This window comes from Streptomyces sp. 3211.6 (assembly GCF_003634815.1).
Taxonomy (GTDB): domain Bacteria; phylum Actinomycetota; class Actinomycetes; order Streptomycetales; family Streptomycetaceae; genus Streptomyces; species Streptomyces katrae_A.
Genome location: NZ_RBXC01000001.1, coordinates 2455684 through 2473774 on the forward strand (window position 1 = coordinate 2455684; position 18091 = coordinate 2473774).

Here is an 18091-nt window from a genome sequence, read left to right on the forward strand (position 1 = left end):
CCCGGGCCGCCACCCGTTCGGAGGCATCCCCCGCGCCACCGCCCGTCCCCGCGCCCCGGCCGACCGGCCGAAACTACCCCGTAGTAGGACTTCCTTCGCCCGACGTGGCGTGCCTACCGTGCCCCCATGACCTCTACCGATGGTTTCGGTTACACCGAGTACGCCGCCGACCCGCGCCCCGGCTTCGCCCGGCTCCTCGGCGACTGCGCCCGTATGGCCCCGCACTGGGCGGTCCCGCCGGAGCCGCGGCCGGTCCGGGTGGCTCCGTCCCAGATCCACGGGGTCAGCGTCCCGCCCGCCTCCGCCCGGCTGATCGCCGCCACGGCGGAGTACGGAGAGTAGGGGGAAAGAGAGGGGAACCGGTTTCGCGGTCGGCGCGTCACACCCGCATCACGTACGGCGGGACACGCGAAGGAGCGAGCGGTGACCAGCGAACAACCCGATACATCACGCGCCACACGACGGCGGCCGGCCTGGGCCATCGGCTCTATCGCGGCCGCCGTCCTGCTGGCCGGCGGCGGTACGGCCTACTGGGCGTCGACGGCCTACGGCGACGCCCCCGGCGGCCGCGCCCGTACGGGTGACACCGCGGCCGTCGCCCCGCGGGATGCCGGGTCCCCCTCCGGGCCGGGCATCGCCCCCGGGGAACCGGACCCCAACGGCGCCGGGGTGACCTACCGGGCGGACGTGCCGCTCCCCCAGGGCCCGGCGTCCGCGCCCTCCTTCGCCGCTTCCGGGGAGGTCGGCGCGGAGGAGGTGGCCCGGCTCGCGCAGGCCCTCGGGATCTCCGGCGCGCCCCGGCTCAGCGGTGAGCAGTGGCTGGCCGGGGAGTCCGGCGACGGCTCCGGGCCCCGGCTGAGCGTCACCCGCAAGGCCCCCGGCACCTGGAGCTTCTCCCGCTTCCAGGGCGGCGGCACGGGCACCGGCGCGGGCGACGACTGCGTGCGCGGGAAGGACACCTGCGGCCCCGCCACGCTCCCCGAGGGGGCCGGCGGGGCGAAGCCGGCCGCGCCTCAGGACACGGGCACGGGCTCGGGCACGCCGGTCTCGGAGCAGGCCGCGAAGGCAGCGGCGGCCCCGGTCCTCGCGGCCGCCGGGCAGGGCGACGCGAAGGTGGACGCCCGCCTGGTGACGGGCTCGGTACGGGTGGTGGTGGCCGACCCGGTGGTGGGCGGTCTGCCCACGCAGGGCTGGTCCAGCCGGGTCACGGTCGGGGCGGACGGCGCGGTGGTGGCGGGCAGCGGTGAGCTGAAGGCGCCGGTCCGCGCGGCCGAGCAGCGCGTGATCGGCGCGGCCGAGGCCCTCAACCGGCTCAACGCGGCGAGCAGGCCCGGGAACGGCACCGGCACCGGCCCGAGCGGCTGTGCGACCTCGGTGCCGCTGACCCCGGACACCGCGACGGGGGCCACGGACACCCTCCCCTGCAACCCGGAGCCGCGCCCGATGAAGCCGCCGAAGACGGAGAGCGTCAAGGGGGCGGTGCTCGGGCTGGTCGGGGGCTCGGTCGACGGCGGGCGGGGCCTCGTGCCGGCCTGGCTGTTCGAGGTGGCCGGCGCGGACGGCAAGCCGGGCCGCACGGTGGTCCAGCCCGCGGCCGAGGAGGACGGCGCCACCACCGCTCCGGTGCCCCCGCAGGGCCGCACCGTTCCCGGGTTCTCGTACGCGCAGGCCGACCGGACGCTGACGGTCAACTTCTGGGGCGGGGTGTGCAGCACCTACGCCCTGGAGGCGCGGGAGGAGGCCGGCTCGGTGCTGGTGAAGATCACGGACACCCCGAACAAGCCCGGCCAGGCCTGCATCATGCTGGCGAAGGAGATGTCCGTCACGGCGCAGCTCCAGCAGCCGCTGGGCGAGCGCAAGGTGGTCGACGCGACGACGGGCAAGACGCTGCCCCGCCAGTAGGCGGGCCCTGCGGCAGGGGAACGGAACGGAACGGGCGAGGGCCCGGGCCCGGTCGGATCGACCGGGGCCCGGGCCCTCGTCGTGCGCGTTCAGCCGGGTTTAGCTGAAGGAGTCGCCGCAGGCGCAGGAGCCGGTGGCGTTCGGGTTGTCGATCGTGAAGCCCTGCTTCTCGATGGTGTCGACGAAGTCGATGGAGGCGCCGCCCAGGTAGGGGGCGCTCATGCGGTCGGTGACGACCTTGACGCCGTCGAAGTCCTTGACGACGTCGCCGTCGAGGGAGCGCTCGTCGAAGAAGAGCTGGTAGCGCAGGCCGGAGCAGCCGCCGGGCTGGACGGCGACGCGCAGCGCCAGGTCATCGCGGCCTTCCTGCTCGAGCAGGGTGCGGACCTTCTCGGCGGCGGCGTCGGACAGGAGGATGCCGTCGCTCACAGTGGTCTTGTCGTCCTGTACGGACATCTGCATTCACTCCCGAAGTGGGCGGCTCCCCGCCTGAGGCTGGGGAAACGTCGGACTCTTGCCGTCGGTGGCAACCAGCGGGACCGCGGTTTCATTCCGGGTCCGGCGCCTTGTTTCAGATATTCATGCTCGCACACCCGTGGGGAGCGGTGGACCCCTTGCGGAGGGCCGGTGGAGTGTGCCGCTCCGGAGCGGGCGAATGCGTCACATCGACACTATCGCCATCGTCAAAGTGACGTGAAGCGGCTATGATAGATAGCGTCATATAGACGAGAAGTCGAAGTGACGCCTTCGGAAGCCCTCTTCGGAAGGCACCTAGTCGCAGAACAGAAAGGGTGCGTGTCGTGACCACCGCCCAGCCCTTGGACGTCCAGCCGACGCCCCTTGCCCTGCTGCTGCTCGGCCGCGAGTCCGACCCCAAGAGCGAGCGCGGCGTGGAGTGCCCCGGCGACCTGCCCTCGCCGTCGGACCCGGACCTGGTGGCCCGCGCCCGCGCGGCCAAGGAGAAGCTCGGGGACAAGGTCTTCATCCTGGGGCACCACTACCAGCGTGACGAGGTCATCGAGTTCGCCGACGTCACCGGCGACTCCTTCAAGCTCGCCCGCGACGCGGCCGCCAAGCCGGAGGCCGAGTACATCGTCTTCTGCGGCGTGCACTTCATGGCCGAGTCCGCGGACATCCTGACCTCCGACGACCAGAAGGTCGTCCTGCCCGACCTCGCGGCCGGCTGCTCGATGGCCGACATGGCCACCGCCGAGCAGGTCGCCGAGTGCTGGGACGTGCTCACCGAGGCCGGGATCGCCGGCAGCACCGTGCCCGTCTCGTACATGAACTCCTCCGCCGACATCAAGGCCTTCACCGGCAAGCACGGCGGCACGATCTGTACCTCGTCCAACGCGAAGAAGGCCCTGGAGTGGGCCTTCGAGCAGGGCGAGAAGGTGCTCTTCCTCCCCGACCAGCACCTGGGCCGCAACACCGCGGTCCGCGACATGGGCATGTCCCTGGACGACTGCGTGCTCTACAACCCGCACAAGCCGAACGGCGGGCTGACCGCCGAGCAGCTGCGCGGCGCGAAGATGATCCTGTGGCGCGGGCACTGCTCGGTCCACGGCCGGTTCAGCCTGGACTCGGTCAACGACGTGCGCGAGCGGATCCCGGGCGTCAACGTGCTGGTGCACCCCGAGTGCAAGCACGAGGTCGTCGCCGCCGCGGACTACGTCGGCTCGACGGAGTACATCATCAAGGCGCTGGAGGCGGCCCCGGCCGGCTCCAAGTGGGCCATCGGCACCGAGCTGAACCTCGTCAAGCGGCTGGCGAACCGATTCGCCGCCGAGGACAAGGAAGTCGTCTTCCTCGACAAGACGGTCTGCTTCTGCTCGACGATGAACCGCATCGACCTCCCCCACCTGGTGTGGACCCTGGAGTCCCTGGCCGAGGGCAACCTCGTCAACCGGATCCAGGTCGACAAGGAGACCGAGAGCTTCGCCAAGCTCGCGCTGGAGCGCATGCTCGCCCTCCCGTAGGCGGCCCGGACACGCACGAAGGGGCGCCCCCCGGTGAGGGGGCGCCCCTTCGGCGTTCACGGGGTCAGACCTTGACCCGGTCCTCGTCCACCGACGGGACCACCGTCAGCTTCGCCTCCCGCCTGGCCGAGCGGCGCTCGCGGCGGCGTTCCTTGCGCAGCTCGATCGCCGTGTACAGGGTCGGGACGAGCAGCAGCGTCAGCAGGGTGGAGCTGACCAGGCCGCCGATGACGACCACCGCGAGCGGCTGCGAGATGAAGCCGCCCTCACCGGTGACGCCCAGCGCCATCGGGAGCAGGGCGAAGATCGTCGCCAGGGCCGTCATCAGGATGGGGCGCAGACGGTGCCGGCCGCCCTCGACGACCGCCTCGACCACGCCGAGGCCCTGGGCCCGGTACTGGTTGACGAGGTCGATCAGGACGATGGCGTTGGTGACCACGATGCCGATGAGCATCAGCATGCCGATCATCGCGGGGACGCCCATGGGGGTGCCGGTGACGATGAGCAGGCCGAGGGCGCCGGTGGCGGCGAAGGGGATGGAGACCAGCAGGATCAGCGGCTGGACCAGCGAGCGGAAGGTCGCGACCAGCAGCATGAAGACGATCGCGACGGCCGCGAGCATGGCCAGCCCCAGCGAGCCGAAGGCCTCGTCCTGGTCCTGGGAGACGCCGCCGATGGAGGCCGTGGCCCCTTCGGGGAGGTCCAGCGCCTTGAGCTTGGTCTGCAGGGCGGCGCTCACCGCGCCGGTGTTGTCGCCGACCGGCTTGGCGGTGATGGTGGCGGCGCGGGCGCCGTCGATCCGGGTCATCGCGACCGGGCCGGGGACCTCCTTGACCTCGGCGATGTCGCCGAGCCTGGCGGGGCCGACGGGCAGGTCCCGGAGTTCGGCCAGGGTGGTGGCCGGGTGGGCGGAGCGGATGACGATGTCGCGCTCGGTGTCGTCCAGTACGGCCTTGCCCGCCGGGTTGCCGCGGACGGCCTGGGCGACGATCGCGCCCAGCGCGGCCTGGTTGAGGCCGGCCTCGGCGGTCTTCGGGGTGGCGGTCACCGAGATCCGGGGCACGGACTGGGCGAGGTCGCTCTGGACGTCGGTGACGTCCTTGAGGGTGGCCACCTCGGCGCGGACCTGCTCGGCGGCCTTGGCGAGGACGGCGCCGTCGCCGGCCTTGACGACCACGCTCAGGTTCTGGCTGCCGAAGCCGCCGCCCGCCGAGACGGAGGTGTCGCCGATGCCCTGGAGCTTGCCGAGGGCGTCCTGGATGCGCTGCTTGACGTCCTCGGAGTGCCCGGCGTCGTCCAGCGTGACCTGGTAGGAGGCCTGGTTGGTGCCCGTACCGCCGCCGAAGGCCGCGAGGAAGCCGGAGGAGCCGACGGTGACCTGGTAGTCCTTGACCCCGTCGACGGAGGCCAGGGCCCGCTCCACCTTGCGGCTCGCCTCGTCGGAGGCGGCCAGGGAGGTACCGGCGGGCAGTTCCTGCTTGACCGTCAGGACGTCCTGCTCGCCCTGGTCGAAGAAGTTGGTCTTCAGCAGCGGGGTCATCCCGAAGGTGGCGACCAGGACCACGGCCGCGATCGCGATGCTGGTCAGGCGGCGCCGGGTGGCGAAGCCCAGGACCCGCACGTAGAGGCGCTGGAGGCGGCTGTTCGCCTCCTTCTCCTCGGCCTCGCGGCGGGCCTTCGCGCGGCTTTCGGCGTCCGCCGACGAGACGCCCTTGGGGGCGCGCAGGAACCAGTACGAGAGGACCGGGACCACCGTCAGGGAAACCAGCAGCGAGGCCAGCAGGGCGGCGGTGACGGTGAGCGAGAAGGAGCCGAAGAGCTCGCCGATCATGCCGCCGACCAGGCCGATCGGCAGGAAGACGGCGACGGTGGTGAGGGTGGAGGAGGTGACCGCGCCGGCCACCTCCTTGACGGCGGCGGTGATCGCGGCCTCGCGCTCCTCGCCGTAGCCGAGGTGGCGCTTGATGTTCTCCAGGACCACGATCGAGTCGTCGACGACGCGGCCGATGGCGATGGTGAGCGCGCCCAGCGTCAGCATGTTGAGCGACAGGTCGCGGGTCCACAGCACGATCAGGGCGAGGACCACGGACAGCGGGATGGACACCGCGGTGACCAGCGTCGAGCGGATCGAGGCCAGGAAGACCAGGATCACGATCACGGCGAAGGCCAGGCCGAGCAGGCCCTCGGTGGTGAGGCCGGAGATGGAGCGGGCCACGGCCGGGCCCTGGTCGCTGACGACGGTCAGCGCGGCGCCGGAGCCGAGCTGGGAGCGCAGCTCGGGCAGCTTGTCCTTCACGGCGTCGGAGATGGCGACGGCGCTGCCGTCCTTGTCCATGGTGAGGACGACGGCGAGGCTGGGCTTGCCGTTGGTGCGGGTGATGGAGTCGGCCGCGGCCGGCTCCTGCCTGACGGCGGCCACGTCGCCGAGGCGCACGGCCGGCTTGCCCGGGCCCGCGGTCAGCCGGAGGTCTTCCAGCTGGGCGAGGGAGGTGTAGCCGGAGCCGACGCGGACGGTGCGGTTCTTGCCCTGCTCGTCGAAGGAGCCGGCGGGGACGGCCGCGCCGCCCGCCTTCAGGCCCTCGGCGAGGGCGGCGCCGTCGAGTCCGGCGGCGGCGAGCTTGGCGTTGTCGGGGGTGATGGTGACCTGGAGGTCGCGGACTCCTTCGACGCTGACCCGGCCGACGCCGTCGAGGTCCTCCAGGACGGGGACGACGGAACGGTTCAGCTGGTCGGCGAGCGCCTGCTGGTCCTTGTCGGAGGTGACGGCGAGGACGACGGTCGGGATGTCGTCGGTGGAGCCGGCCACCACCTGCGGGTCCACCTCGGCGGGCAGCCGGACGCGGGCCCGGTTGACGGCCTGCTGGACGTCGGCGACAAGCTGCTTGGTGCCGCTGTCGCCGTAGTCGAAGGTGGCGCGGATGAGGGCGTTGCCCTCGCTGGCGGTGGAGGTGATGCCGGTGATGCCGTCGACGCCCTTGAGGGTGTTCTCGATGGGCTCGACGACCTGCTTCTCGACCACGTCGGGCGAGGCGCCCTGGTACGGCGCGAGCACGGAGACCATCGGCAGTTCGATGGACGGCAGCAGCTGCTGCTTGAGCTGCGGGACGGCTATGGCACCGAAGAGCAGCGCGACGATCGACACGAGGCCGATCAGGGCTCTTTGGGACAGGCTGAAGCGGGACAGCCAGGACATGGGCGTGGGTTCTCTCTGCTGTGACGTGGGCGAGGGTCCTCCAGCCTCACCCACGCCGGACCGCGGCTGCGTCGGCCCCAGGTCCCGTCCTTATGCGCGGCATACCGCGCCCGCAGTACGCCGTCCTACTGCGGGACCGGCGCGCCGTCGCCCGTCTCAGTCGGCGCGCGGGCGGACGAGGCCCGATTCGTACGCGACGACCACCAGTTGCGCCCGGTCCCGGGCGCCGAGCTTGGCCATGGCCCGGTTGACGTGCGTCTTGACGGTCAGCGGGCTGACCTCCAGGCGGGCGGCGATGCCGTCGTTGGACAGGCCCGCGGCGACCAGGACGAGGACTTCGCGCTCGCGGCCGGTCAGCGCGGCGAGCCGTTCGGCGTGGGCCGAACCGGCGGCGGGGGCGTCGGCGCGGCCGCCCTGGGCGAGGAAGCTGGCGATCAGGCCCTTGGTGGCGGCCGGGGAGAGCAGGGCCTCGCCCGCCGCCGCGAGGCGGATGGCGTTGAGGAGTTCGTCGGGCTCGGCGCCCTTGCCGAGGAAGCCGGAGGCTCCGGCGCGCAGGGCCTGGACCACGTACTCGTCCACCTCGAAGGTGGTCAGCATGACGACCCGGACCCCCGAGCACTGCGGGTCCTCGCTGATCATGCGGGTGGCGGCGAGCCCGTCGGTGCCGGGCATGCGGATGTCCATGAGGACCACGTCCGCCCCCGCCTCGCGGGCGAGGGCGTAGGCCTGGGCCCCGTCGGAGGCCTCCCCGACGACCCGCATGTCGGGCTCGGAGTCGACCAGCACCTTGAACGCGCTGCGCAGCAGCGCCTGGTCGTCGGCGAGCAGCACCTTGATGGGGTCCGCGCCCCGCTCCTGAGCCTGGGTCTGATCCACCCCGAAAGCGTACGCGGGCGCCGTGGCGGCCGGTCAGCCCAGGGCGAGGACGACCAGGACGGCGGTGGCGGCGGTTTCGCAGAGGGCGCCGAAGACGTCGCCGGTGACCCCGTCGAAGCGGTGCACGCAGCGGCGCAGCAGGAGTTCGGCGGCGAGCAGGCCGGCGAGGACGGCCGCCGCGTGCTGTGCGGCGGCGGGCAGGCCGGCCGGGAGGGCGGCCAGGGCGGCGGCGGCCAGGACCAGGGCGGACGCCCCGGCCGCCGTCCGGTGCGGGACCACGCCCGCGACCGCCGCCCCCAGCCCCTCGGGCCGGGCGGCGGGGACGCCCCGGCGGGAGGCCAGGGTCATCGCGAGCCGGGCGGTGACGGCCGCGGTCGCGGCGGCGAGCGCGCCCCGGGCCCACGAGCCGGCGTACGCGTGTTCGAGGGCGGCGACCTGGATCAGGAGGACGAAGAGCAGGGAGATGACGCCGAAGGGGCCGATGTCGGACTGCTTCATGATCCGCAGGGCGTCCTCGGCGGGCTTGGCGCTGCCGAGGCCGTCGGCGGTGTCGGCCAGGCCGTCCAGGTGGAGCCCGCGGGTCAGGACGGCCGGGACGGCGGTGGTGACGGCGGCGGCGAGCAGGGGGCCGCCGCCGAGGACCAGCAGGAGGACGCCGGGTACGGTGGCGAGGAGGCCGACGGCGAGGCCGGCGAGCGGGGCGCAGGCCATGCCGGTGCGGGCCGCGGGCCGGTCCCAGCGGGTGATGCGGGCGGGCAGGACGGTCAGCGTGCCGAAGGCGAAGCGGATCCCGTCGGTCAGGGTGGCGCGCTCCTCGGGCGGGAGCGGCGGTCGATCGTCGGTCGAATCTGTCATCGGCGCGAACGCTACCCGCTTACGGTGAGCGGTAAATTGCTCATTACGTGTCATATCGGGAGCGGGTGTCGTGGGTCACTGGTGGGTGCGCAACATCGTCGAGCCGGGCAAGCTCCCGCTGCTGCTCGCGTTGTTGTCGTTCGTCCTGTCGTTCCTGGTCACGCGTGTGATCACGCGGCTGATCCGGGCGGGACGGGGCCCCTTCAAGAACATCACCCCGGGCGGCCTGCACGTCCACCACGTGGTGCCCGGCGTGGTCCTGGTGATCATCGGCGGGTTCGGGGCGGTGGGCAGCGGCGGCCACAGCTTCGGCGCGGGCCTGTCGGCCGTGCTCTTCGGACTGGGCGCCGGGCTGGTGCTGGACGAGTTCGCGCTGATCCTGCACCTGGACGACGTCTACTGGAGCGAGCAGGGCCGCAAGAGCGTGGAGCTCGTCGTCCTGACGGCCGCGGTGGTCGCCCTGGTCCTGGGCGGGTTCCTGCCCTTCGGGGTCAACGAGCTGTCGCCCGGGGAGCGCCACAGCCGCGGGCTCGTCGTCATGAACACCGCCACCAACTTCTTCCTGGCGCTGATCGCCCTGTGGAAGGGCAAACCGCGGACGGCGGTCTTCGGGACGGTCATCCCCTTCGTCGCGCTGATCGGCGCGATCCGGCTGGCCCGGCCCGGCTCCCCGTACGCGAAGCGGTTCTACGCCAACCGGCCGCGCGCCCGCGCCAAGGCGGGACTGCGGGCCTTCCACCACGACCGGCGCTGGGCCCGGCCGCGCCGCAGGTTCGAGAACTTCATCAGCGGACTGTCCGATCCGGACCGCGAGCGGCACAGGAGCGGCGGCGGCAGCGCGGACGGTCCGGGGCACGGCTGCGGATGACACGGGGGCCCGCCCCGACGCGGCGTCCTGCCGGGGGGCGGGCCCTCGTATCCGTGTGTCAGTGTCCGACGTACGGCGTCCGGTGCGCGCGGGAGCGGTCAGCCCGGGATCAGCCCGTCGTCGCTGAGCATCTCCCGCACCTGCGCCAGCGTCGCGTCCGGGGCGGGCAGGATCAGCTCGGAGGGCTCCAGGGCGGCGTCGGGCAGCGGAGTGCCCAGGCGCCGCACCGCGTCCAGCAGGGCCGTCAGCGTGCGCCGGAAGCCCGGCTCGTCGCCGGACTCCATCTCCTCCAGGAGCTCGTCGTCCAGCTTGTTCAGCTCGACGAAGTGGCTGTCGGCCACCTTGAGCTGGCCTTCCCCCATGATGCGGACAATCATGACGGGCCCCTGTCCTACTGCTTGTCGAACCGGTGCTGGGTCTGCTGCGGCTGGGCCGCGCCCGGGGCGCCGCCCTCGATGGCCTGCTGCTGCGCGGACGGGCCGCCGGCCAGCTCCGCCTTCATCCGCTGGAGCTCGAGCTCGACGTCGTTCCCGCCGGAGAGGCGGTCGAGCTCGGCCTGGATGTCGTCCTTGGAACCGAGGCCGCTCTGGTCGTCCAGGGCGCCGGAGGCCAGCAGCTCGTCGATCGCGCCCGCGCGGGCCTGGAGCTGTGCCGTCTTGTCCTCGGCCCGCTGGATGGCCAGGCCGACGTCGCTCATCTCCTCCGAGATGCCGGAGAAGGACTCCGCGATGCGGGTCTGCGCCTGGGCGGCCGTGTAGGTGGCCTTGATGGTCTCCTTCTTCGTACGGAAGGCGTCCACCTTGGCCTGGAGGCGCTGGGAGGCCAGCGTCAGCTTCTCCTCCTCGCCCTGGAGGGTCTGGTGCTGCACCTGGAGGTCGGCGACCTGCTGCTGGAGCGAGGAACGCCGGGACAGGGCCTCGCGGGCCAGGTCCTCACGGCCCAGCGCGAGGGCCTTGCGGCCCTGGTCCTCCAGCTTGGCGGACTGGCTCTGGAGCTGGTTGAGCTGGAGCTCCAGGCGCTTGCGGGAGGTCGCCACGTCGGCGACGCCGCGGCGCACCTTCTGCAGCAGCTCCAGCTGCTTCTGGTACGAGTAGTCCAGGGTCTCGCGCGGGTCCTCGGCCCGGTCCAGGGCCTTGTTCGCCTTCGCGCGGAAGATCATCCCCATACGCTTCATGACACCGCTCATGGGCTTCGCGCGCCCCCTTCTAGACGGACTGTGGTGCAGGTCACCGACAGGACCCACAGTACGGGCCCTGCTTCCATTACCGCACTGTTCGAGTACGGATGCGCTCCTCCTCCAGGACGAGTACCCCTGTGCCGTATCAGGCGTAAGGAGTAGTAGGTGATCCCCGAGGGCCTCAGGAGCCTCGTAACGGGAAGACGCCCGCCGTTGCCGGATCGTTCCCCGCCGAGGTGGGCCGCCCGCCCTCGACCACGTAGGGTTGTCTCTGTGTTTGGTAGCCGCTCCTCCAAGGAAGAGAAGGCCGCCGCCACCGACAAGGTGAGCGCCGACCTCTCGCAGCCCCGTGACCCGCAGGCCCCCAAGGGCCGCCCGACGCCGAAGCGCGCTGTGGCCCAGTCGCAGCGCCGGGCCGTCGTGGCCTCGACCGGCAACCGCAAGGAGGACGCCCGGCGGGCCCGCGAGCGCCGCCGGGAAGAGATGGCCCGCCAGCGCGAGGCGCTGGCCAACGGTGACGAGCGCTATCTGCCCGCGCGCGACAAGGGCCCGGTCCGCCGGTTCGTCCGCGACTTCGTGGACTCCCGCTTCTCCGTCGCCGAGATGTTCCTGCCGCTGGCCGTGATCATCCTGGTGCTCAGCATGATCCGGGTCCCCTCGATCCAGAACGTCGCGCTGCTGCTGTGGCTCGGTGTGATCGTCCTGATCATCCTGGACTCGATCGGCCTGGTCTTCCGGCTGCGCAAGGCCCTCAACGAGCGCTTCGCGAACGAGCCCCGCCGCGGCGCCATCGCCTACGGCCTGATGCGCACCCTCCAGATGCGCCGCCTGCGTCTGCCCAAGCCGCAGGTCAAGCGCGGGGAACGGCCCTGACCGGAGCGACGCCCGGACCGTCTGGGGCGTCGAAGGGGGAGGGCTTCTCGGGGGGAGCCAGGCTCTGGCTGGAGGGCCTGGGCGGACTGCGCAACGCCGTCCGCCAGGAACTCGTCGGCCGGCAGGTCGAGGAACAGATCACCCAGCGCTTCCCCGTCGGGCAGCGGCTGCGCGTCCTCGACGTCGGCATGGGCCAGGGCACCCAGGCGCTGCGCCTCGCCCGCGCCGGGCACATGGTCACCGGCCTGGAACAGGACGCCGCCATGCTGGCGGTCGCCCACGCCGCGCTGGCCGCCGAACCGGCGGGGATCCGCGACCGGGTCGAACTGATCGAGGGAGACGGCCGGGAGACCGGCGCGCACTTCGGGCCGGGCAGCTTCGACGTGGTGCTGTGCCACGGAGTACTGATGTACGTGTCCGAGCCCGACGCCATGCTCGCCGGGCTGGCCCGGATGCTGGCCCCGGGCGGACTGCTGTCCCTGCTGGTGCGCAACGGCGACGCGCTCGCCCTGCGGCCGGGGCTGTCCGGGGACTGGTCGGGGGCGCTGGACGCCTTCGACACCGTCGACTACACGAACCGGCTGGGCCTGCAGGTACGGGCCGACCGGCTGGCCGACCTGACGGCCACCCTCTCGGGGATCGGCGCGCCGCTGCACACCTGGTACGGGGTGCGCGTCTTCACCGACGGGACCGAGGCCGCGGCGGAGCTCCCGCCCGAGGAGGAGCTGGAGCGGCTGCTGGCCGCCGAGGAACGGGCCGGGCGCACCGATCCCTACCGGTCGGTGGCGGCGCTGCTGCACCTGTGCGGGGTCCGGGGATAGTCCCCCGGGACCCCGCGACGGGCGGCGCCGAAGGAGAGGAAACCCCCGGGTCCGCCCCGGGGGTTTCGTGCGCTCAGGCCTCCGCGGCGGCGCTGAGGCTCATCTCGTAGATCTTCGTGTCGTCCTCGAACAGCGTGACCCGTTCCGCGCCGCCGTCCAGGAGCTCCTTCCAGACCTCGCCGATCCAGGACTCCGCGTCCCCCTGCGTGGTGAACTCCTCCGGTTCCACCGCCGGGCTGGTCTCGCTGCCGTCGGCCGCCTCGAACCGCCACGTCCACACCATGTCCGCCTCCGTTGCTCGTCCGCTACTCGCCTTGAGTGTGCCCGCAGAGTAACCGGGCGCGCACCACTACCGGCGAAGCGAGAAGATCTCCGTGTGGAACTCACTCTCCTCGGCACCGGTACCCCCGAAGGACTGCCCCGCCCCGGCTGTCCCTGCGCGGTCTGCGCGGTCTCCGTCGGCACCCGGTCCCGCGCCGCGACCTCCGTCCTCGTCGACGGCGCGCTGCTCCTCGACCTCACCCCCGGCGCGGTGCTCGCCGGGGCCCGCGCCGGGCATTCGCTGGCCGGCGTGCGGCAGGTGCTGCTGACCCACCCGCACGACGGGCCGGCCGTCGAGCTGCCGCCCGGGCTGCCCGCCGCCGGGCGGGTCCCCGACGGGCGGGAGCTCGCCGTGATCAGCGGGCACCGGGTGCGGGCCGTGCCGATGGACTCCCCCGGCACCGGGTACGAGGTCACCGGCCCCGACGGGGCCCGGCTGCTGTACCTGCCGCCCGGCGGGGCACCGGCCGGCACCGAGGGGGTGCCCGCCCGGCACCCGTACGACGTGGTCCTCGCCGACGTGCTCGGCCGGCCCGAGGCCCTGGCCCGGCTGCGCTCCACCGGCGCCGTCGGCCCCGCCACCGACGTGATCGCCGTCCACCTCGACCACGACACCCCTCCCGGCGCGGAGCTGGAACGCCGCTGCGCCGCCGCCGGGGCCCGCGCCGTCCCCGACGGCACCACGGTGACCACGGGCGAGTACCACGCCGTGCCGGACGTCCCGCGCCGCACCCTGGTGCTGGGCGGCGCCCGCTCCGGCAAGTCCGTCGAGGCGGAACGCCGCCTGGAGGCCTTCCCCGAGGTGACCTACGTCGCCACCGGCGGCACCCGCGACGGCGACGCGGAATGGGCGCAGCGCGTCGGCCTCCACCGCGAGCGCCGGCCCGCCCACTGGCGGACCGCCGAGACCTGCGACCTGGTGCCGCTGCTGGAGCTGCCCGGGGCGCCCCTGCTGATCGACTGCCTCGCGCTGTGGCTCACCGACGCCATGGACCGGGCCGGGGCCTGGGACGACGCCGTGTGGGCGGCGGACGGGCACAAGCGACTGCGCGCCCGCACCGCGGAACTCGTGGCGGCCGTCCGCGCCACCCGCCGCACGGTGGTGCTCGTGAGCAACGAGGTGGGTTCCGGGGTGGTCCCGGCGACCGCCTCGGGGCGGCGGTTCCGCGACGAGCTGGGCCGCCTCAACAACGCGGTGGCGGGCGAGTGCGAACACGTCCTCCTCGTGGTCGCCGGGCAGGCCCTCGTCCTCAAGGAGCCCCCGTCGTGACGGATCGACGGCCACCCCCCGGAGGAGGGTCCGGGCGGCTGTAATCTCTGGCAGATGACCACGCTGAATCTCGACGACTTCTCCGATCTGATCGAACGCCCCGACGGGGGCGTCCGGCGTGACGCCGAGGAGCGTCGTGGGCGCCTCGCCCCGCCGCCCGGCGCCCTGGGCCGGCTCGACGAGCTCGCCGAGTGGCTGGCCGCCGCGCAGGGCCGGGTACCGGTCAAGCCCATCGAGCGGCCCCGCGTGGTCCTGTTCGCCGCCGACCACGGCATCGCCGCCGCCGGGGTCTCCGCCCGGCCCGCGGGCAGCGCCCACGAACTGGTGCGGGCGGTCCTCGACGGGACCAGCCCGGTCTCGATCCTCGCCGGACGCTTCGGCGCCGGCATCCGCGTCGTCGACGCCGGCCTGGACTGCGACCCCGCCCTGCTGCCCGAGGACGTCGTCCGCCACCGCGTACGCCGCGGCAGCGGGCGCATCGACGTCGAGGACGCGCTCACGGCGGAGGAGGCCGAGGCAGCGCTGAAGCTCGGCATCAAGATCGCCGACGAGGAAGCCGACTCCGGGACCGACCTGGTCGTCCTCGGCGACCTCAGCGTCGGCGGCACCACCGTCGCCGCCACCCTCGTCGCCGCCCTGTGCGGCACCGACGCCTCGGTGGTCACCGGCCGCGGCGGCCTGCCCATCGACGACCTGGCCTGGATGCGCAAGTGCGCCGCCATCCGCGACTCGCTGCGCCGCGCCCGCCCGGTGCTCGGCGACCAGACGGCGCTCCTGGCGGCGGTCGGCGGCGCGGACGTCGCCGCCCTCACCGGCTTCCTGCTCCAGTGCGCGGTGCGCCGTACGCCCGTCATCCTCGACGGGGTCGTCTCGGCCGCCTGCGGGCTGGTCGCCCAGCGGGCCGCCTTCCGCGCCCCCGACTGGTGGCTGGCGGGACAGAGCAGCGGGGAGCCCGGCCAGGCCAAGGCACTTGACCGGATGGCGCTCAACCCGGTGCTCGACCACGGCGTCACAGTGGGAGAGGGAACCGGAGCCCTGCTGGCGCTCCCCCTGGTCCAGGCGGCCGCCGCGCTCGCCGCGGAGCTCCCCGAGACCGCGTCCGGGGAGCCGCCGGCGGACCAGAAGACGGACTGAAAGCACCGGGCACCACGGGCCTGACCAGTCCGCAGTGCTCGTACGGCCTGCGGACCGGTGACGCCCATATCATCGCGTTTCATGGGAGAGGTCCGCTTGACCAGCGTAGAAACCGACCGGAACAGCCTCGATCAGGCTTCCGGCAAGGGTTTGGACAACAAGAAGCAGAAAGAGAGGGAGCAGGGAAGGGAACAAGGAGGGGACACCTCCGCGAAACCCGAGACCCGCAGGGGGAGCCCGGCCTCGCGGCGCGGCGCCGCCTTCGCCGTCTGGTACCTCCGGGCCGTCACTTTCGTCAACTTCCTGAGCGCGGTGTGGCTCTCGCTCGGGCAGGACCTGCGCCGGCACAACACCGCCGACTTCTACACCCCGTACCTGCTGACGGCCGGCTTCGCCTCCGGGCTGTTCTCGCTGCTGCTCGCGGTCACCATGGGCCGCCGCAAGCGGGCCGCCTGGATCCTGAACCTCGTGGTCAGCGGCCTGCTGCTGCTGGCGTTCGCGATCGCCGCCTTCGCCCCGTGCACCGGCGGCGAGTTCAGCCTGTGCTACCCGGAGTTCCGCGAGCACGCCCAGAACTGGGTCTCGCTCGCCCTGACCGCCGCCTTCGTCGGCGCCCTCCTGGTGGGCCGCCACGAGTTCTACGCCAAGGGCGACCGCTCCAACCCCAAGCTGGCCACCGCCGTCGCCGCCGTCGGCCTGCTGCTCACCTCACTCGTCGCCGCCCTCCTCGTCGGCGCGACCAACACCGACCCCGACCGGGCCGACGCCACGTTCCTGGCCCGCTGGCGCTACGGCGTGATGCGGCTGATCACCCTGGCGCCCGACGACAAGGCGTACCAGTCGATCACCACCCCCGCCTGGGTGGACGTGTTCATCAACGTCATGTCGATGCTGCTGCTGCTCGCCGTGCTGTTCGCGGCCTTCCGCTCCCGCCGCGCCGTCGACCCGCTCACCCCCGAGGACGAGGAGAAGCTGCGCGCCCTCCTGGCCAAGCAGGGCGACCGCGACTCCCTCGGCTACTTCGCGCTGCGCCGCGAGAAGTCCGTCATCTGGTCCTCCACCGGCAAGGCCGCCGTCACCTACCGCGTCGTCGGCGGGGTCTCGCTGGCCTCCGGCGACCCCATCGGCGACCCCGAGGCCTGGCCCGGCGCCATCGAGCCCTGGCTGGCCGAGGCCCGCGAGCACGGCTGGGTGCCCGCCGTGATGGGCGCCTCCGAGGAAGCCGGACAGATCTACGCCCGGCACGGGCTCGACGCCCTGGAACTCGGCGACGAGGCCATCGTCGAAACCGCCGAGTTCACGCTGGAGGGCCGCGCCATGCGCACCGTCCGGCAGGCCTACAACCGGGTCAAGCGCGCCGGCTACACCGTCCGCATCCGCCGCCACGCCGACATCCCGGCCGAGGAGATGGCCGTCCTGCTCCAGCGCGCCGACGACTGGCGCGACGGCGCGACCGAGCGCGGCTTCTCCATGGCCCTGGGCCGCCTCGGCGACCCGGACGACGGCCAGTGCGTGATGCTGGAGTGCACCGACGGCAACGGCGACCTGCGCGCCGTGCTGTCCTTCGTGCCGTGGGGCCCCAAGGGCCTGTCGCTGGACCTGATGCGCCGTGACCGGGACTCCGAGAACGGCCTGATGGAGTTCATGGTCATCGAACTCCTGGAACGCTCGAAGGAGATCGGCGTCACACAGGTCTCACTGAACTTCGCCATGTTCCGTTCCGTCTTCGAGCGGGGGTCCAAGCTCGGCGCGGGACCGGTGCTGCGCATGTGGCGTTCGCTGCTGAGCTTCTTCTCCCGCTGGTGGCAGATCGAGTCCCTCTACCGGGCCAACGCCAAATACCGTCCGATCTGGGAGCCGCGGTTCATGCTCTTCGAGAAGAGTTCCGACCTGCTGCGCATCGGAATCGCGGCGGGCCGGGCCGAGGGCTTCCTGGAGGCGCCCGGCCTGCCGAAGTGGCTGCACCGCAGACATCTGGAGACGATTCGTTGACGTCGTGGACGACGGCCTCACCGCGGCGGTTCGCCCGCCGCGAGTGGGGCCCCCTGTTCTGGACCCTCAGGGGCGCACTCGTCCGCGACAAGTGGCGCGCCGTCCCGATGACCCTCGGGGCGGTCTGCCTCACCTCGGTCTTCCAGATCGTCCAGAACACGTCCTGGGGCTTCCAGCCCGTCCAGAACCTCGGGTCCGTCAAGGCCGTCGACCCCCTGTGGCTCGCGCTGCTGCGCACGCCGCTCTCCCTCTTCGTCCCCGCCCTCGACCTTCCCGTGTGGGGGGCGCTCGCGCAGATCCTGCTGGTGTTCGGGATCGCCGAGATCTGCATCGGCTGGTGGCGCACCCTGCTGATCGGCTACATCGCCACCCTCGCCGGCACCACCTACGCCCGCATCGGGCTCTCGCTGGGCCCCGACCACCCCCTCGGCCTGCCGGTGACCGACCGCGTGGTCAACGACACCGGCCCGTCGGCGGCGGTGGTGGGCCTGGCCCTCTACGTCTGCTGGCGCTACCGGGCCTACCTCACCGGCACGCTGGTGATCCTCGTGATGATCGGGGAGGTGCTCGTCAAGGACAACCTGGCGGGCAAGGAACACCTCGCGGCCATCGCCGCCGTCATGGCGGTGTGCGTGGTCCGCGCGAAGTGGGGGCCGCCCCGGTCCCGGGCACCGCTGGGGGTACGGGCCCCGGCGGCGCCCGGGGGGACGGGGGCGGGCGGGGGTGGGTGAGGGGGTGGTGGGTGAGGGCCGCGGGTGTTGCCTGCCGTGAGTACCGCCTCCCTCCACCGCCGACCCCGCCGGGAGCACCGGCGCCCGTCGGGTTCGGTG

The 18091-nt window shown here is 72.9% G+C and carries 17 protein-coding genes; 10 read left to right on the forward strand and 7 right to left on the reverse strand.

What is annotated here, in order from left to right; translation table 11 throughout:
- The first annotated feature begins 126 nt into the window (after positions 1-126).
- The gene (locus tag BX286_RS11405; RefSeq protein WP_079426295.1) at positions 127-342 is read left to right on the forward strand and encodes a hypothetical protein; all 216 of its coding nucleotides are present in this window, start codon (positions 127-129) and stop codon (positions 340-342) included.
- Positions 343-423: 81 nt separating this feature from the next.
- A complete protein-coding gene (locus BX286_RS11410; protein ID WP_100863778.1) occupies positions 424-1902 on the forward strand; it encodes a hypothetical protein in 1479 nt (492 codons plus the stop codon).
- A gap of 99 nt (positions 1903-2001) precedes the next feature.
- On the opposite strand, the gene BX286_RS11415 is transcribed toward BX286_RS11410, so the two are convergent.
- Positions 2002-2358 (reverse strand): iron-sulfur cluster assembly accessory protein, encoded by a 357-nt coding sequence (locus tag BX286_RS11415; protein ID WP_030029080.1) that lies wholly within the window; start codon positions 2356-2358, stop codon positions 2002-2004.
- 335 nt (positions 2359-2693) lie between these two features.
- Here BX286_RS11415 and nadA point away from each other — a divergent pair, with 335 nt between their 5' ends.
- Positions 2694-3881 (forward strand): quinolinate synthase NadA, encoded by a 1188-nt coding sequence (gene nadA, locus BX286_RS11420; protein WP_079426302.1) that lies wholly within the window; start codon positions 2694-2696, stop codon positions 3879-3881.
- Between the two features lie 64 nt (positions 3882-3945).
- Here the strand turns inward: nadA and BX286_RS11425 are convergent, their stop codons facing one another.
- The 3 genes from BX286_RS11425 to BX286_RS11435 all read right to left on the reverse strand — a co-directional run bounded on the left by BX286_RS11425 (position 3946) and on the right by BX286_RS11435 (position 8805).
- On the reverse strand, positions 3946-7074 hold the full coding sequence (locus tag BX286_RS11425; protein WP_121014930.1) for an efflux RND transporter permease subunit: 3129 nt from the start codon (positions 7072-7074) through the stop codon (positions 3946-3948).
- Between the two features lie 156 nt (positions 7075-7230).
- Positions 7231-7950, reverse strand: coding sequence for a response regulator transcription factor (locus tag BX286_RS11430; protein ID WP_079426306.1), 720 nt, complete (start codon positions 7948-7950; stop codon positions 7231-7233).
- A 33-nt stretch (positions 7951-7983) separates the two neighbouring features.
- The gene (locus tag BX286_RS11435) at positions 7984-8805 is read right to left on the reverse strand and encodes an adenosylcobinamide-GDP ribazoletransferase (RefSeq protein WP_079426308.1); all 822 of its coding nucleotides are present in this window, start codon (positions 8803-8805) and stop codon (positions 7984-7986) included.
- A gap of 70 nt (positions 8806-8875) precedes the next feature.
- Between BX286_RS11435 and BX286_RS11440 the strand changes: the two genes are divergently transcribed.
- Positions 8876-9673 carry a hypothetical protein gene (locus BX286_RS11440; RefSeq protein WP_079426310.1) on the forward strand — a complete coding sequence of 266 codons (798 nt, stop codon included), beginning with the start codon at positions 8876-8878 and terminating at the stop codon, positions 9671-9673.
- Positions 9674-9771: 98 nt separating this feature from the next.
- On the opposite strand, the gene BX286_RS11445 is transcribed toward BX286_RS11440, so the two are convergent.
- Positions 9772-10050: a PspA-associated protein PspAA gene (locus BX286_RS11445; protein WP_079426312.1), complete on the reverse strand. Its 279-nt coding sequence runs from the start codon at positions 10048-10050 to the stop codon at positions 9772-9774.
- A gap of 14 nt (positions 10051-10064) precedes the next feature.
- Positions 10065-10859, reverse strand: a complete 795-nt coding sequence (locus tag BX286_RS11450; RefSeq protein WP_100863775.1) for a PspA/IM30 family protein — start codon at positions 10857-10859, stop codon at positions 10065-10067.
- Between the two features lie 264 nt (positions 10860-11123).
- Between BX286_RS11450 and BX286_RS11455 the strand changes: the two genes are divergently transcribed.
- Positions 11124-11723 (forward strand): DUF3043 domain-containing protein, encoded by a 600-nt coding sequence (locus tag BX286_RS11455; protein WP_079426315.1) that lies wholly within the window; start codon positions 11124-11126, stop codon positions 11721-11723.
- Positions 11724-11800: 77 nt separating this feature from the next.
- Positions 11801-12544, forward strand: a complete 744-nt coding sequence (locus tag BX286_RS11460) for a bifunctional 2-polyprenyl-6-hydroxyphenol methylase/3-demethylubiquinol 3-O-methyltransferase UbiG (protein WP_107438415.1) — start codon at positions 11801-11803, stop codon at positions 12542-12544.
- 73 nt (positions 12545-12617) lie between these two features.
- On the opposite strand, the gene BX286_RS11465 is transcribed toward BX286_RS11460, so the two are convergent.
- Complete coding sequence (locus BX286_RS11465; protein WP_079426317.1) at positions 12618-12827, reverse strand: hypothetical protein; 210 nt, start codon at positions 12825-12827, stop codon at positions 12618-12620.
- Between the two features lie 93 nt (positions 12828-12920).
- On the opposite strand from BX286_RS11465, the gene BX286_RS11470 reads away from it, so the two are divergent.
- The 4 genes from BX286_RS11470 (at position 12921) to BX286_RS36510 (ending at position 17992) form a co-directional block, all read left to right on the forward strand.
- Entirely contained in the window at positions 12921-14135 is a 1215-nt protein-coding gene (locus BX286_RS11470; protein ID WP_079426319.1) for a bifunctional adenosylcobinamide kinase/adenosylcobinamide-phosphate guanylyltransferase, read from the forward strand.
- Positions 14136-14189: 54 nt separating this feature from the next.
- On the forward strand, positions 14190-15269 hold the full coding sequence (gene cobT / locus BX286_RS11475; protein ID WP_107438247.1) for a nicotinate-nucleotide--dimethylbenzimidazole phosphoribosyltransferase: 1080 nt from the start codon (positions 14190-14192) through the stop codon (positions 15267-15269).
- Positions 15270-15350: 81 nt separating this feature from the next.
- Positions 15351-17261, forward strand: a complete 1911-nt coding sequence (locus tag BX286_RS11480; RefSeq protein WP_121014931.1) for a phosphatidylglycerol lysyltransferase domain-containing protein — start codon at positions 15351-15353, stop codon at positions 17259-17261.
- Positions 17258-17992: a hypothetical protein gene (locus tag BX286_RS36510; RefSeq protein WP_187344120.1), complete on the forward strand. Its 735-nt coding sequence runs from the start codon at positions 17258-17260 to the stop codon at positions 17990-17992. The genes BX286_RS11480 and BX286_RS36510 overlap by 4 nt, the downstream gene beginning before the upstream one ends.
- Positions 17993-18091: the final 99 nt, after the last annotated feature.

Bases quoted from the DNA above. Each gene is read 5' to 3' on its own strand.
- BX286_RS11405 (WP_079426295.1), top strand. From the start codon at position 127: ATGACCTCTACCGATGGTTTCGGTTACACCGAGTACGCCGCCGACCCG.
- BX286_RS11415 (WP_030029080.1), bottom strand. From the start codon at position 2,358: ATGTCCGTACAGGACGACAAGACCACTGTGAGCGACGGCATCCTCCTG.
- BX286_RS11425 (WP_121014930.1), bottom strand. From the start codon at position 7,074: ATGTCCTGGCTGTCCCGCTTCAGCCTGTCCCAAAGAGCCCTGATCGGC.
- BX286_RS11435 (WP_079426308.1), bottom strand. From the start codon at position 8,805: ATGACAGATTCGACCGACGATCGACCGCCGCTCCCGCCCGAGGAGCGC.
- BX286_RS11445 (WP_079426312.1), bottom strand. From the start codon at position 10,050: ATGATTGTCCGCATCATGGGGGAAGGCCAGCTCAAGGTGGCCGACAGC.
- BX286_RS11450 (WP_100863775.1), bottom strand. From the start codon at position 10,859: ATGAGCGGTGTCATGAAGCGTATGGGGATGATCTTCCGCGCGAAGGCG.
- BX286_RS11465 (WP_079426317.1), bottom strand. From the start codon at position 12,827: ATGGTGTGGACGTGGCGGTTCGAGGCGGCCGACGGCAGCGAGACCAGC.
- cobT (WP_107438247.1), top strand. From the start codon at position 14,190: ATGACCACGCTGAATCTCGACGACTTCTCCGATCTGATCGAACGCCCC.
- BX286_RS11480 (WP_121014931.1), top strand. From the start codon at position 15,351: ATGGGAGAGGTCCGCTTGACCAGCGTAGAAACCGACCGGAACAGCCTC.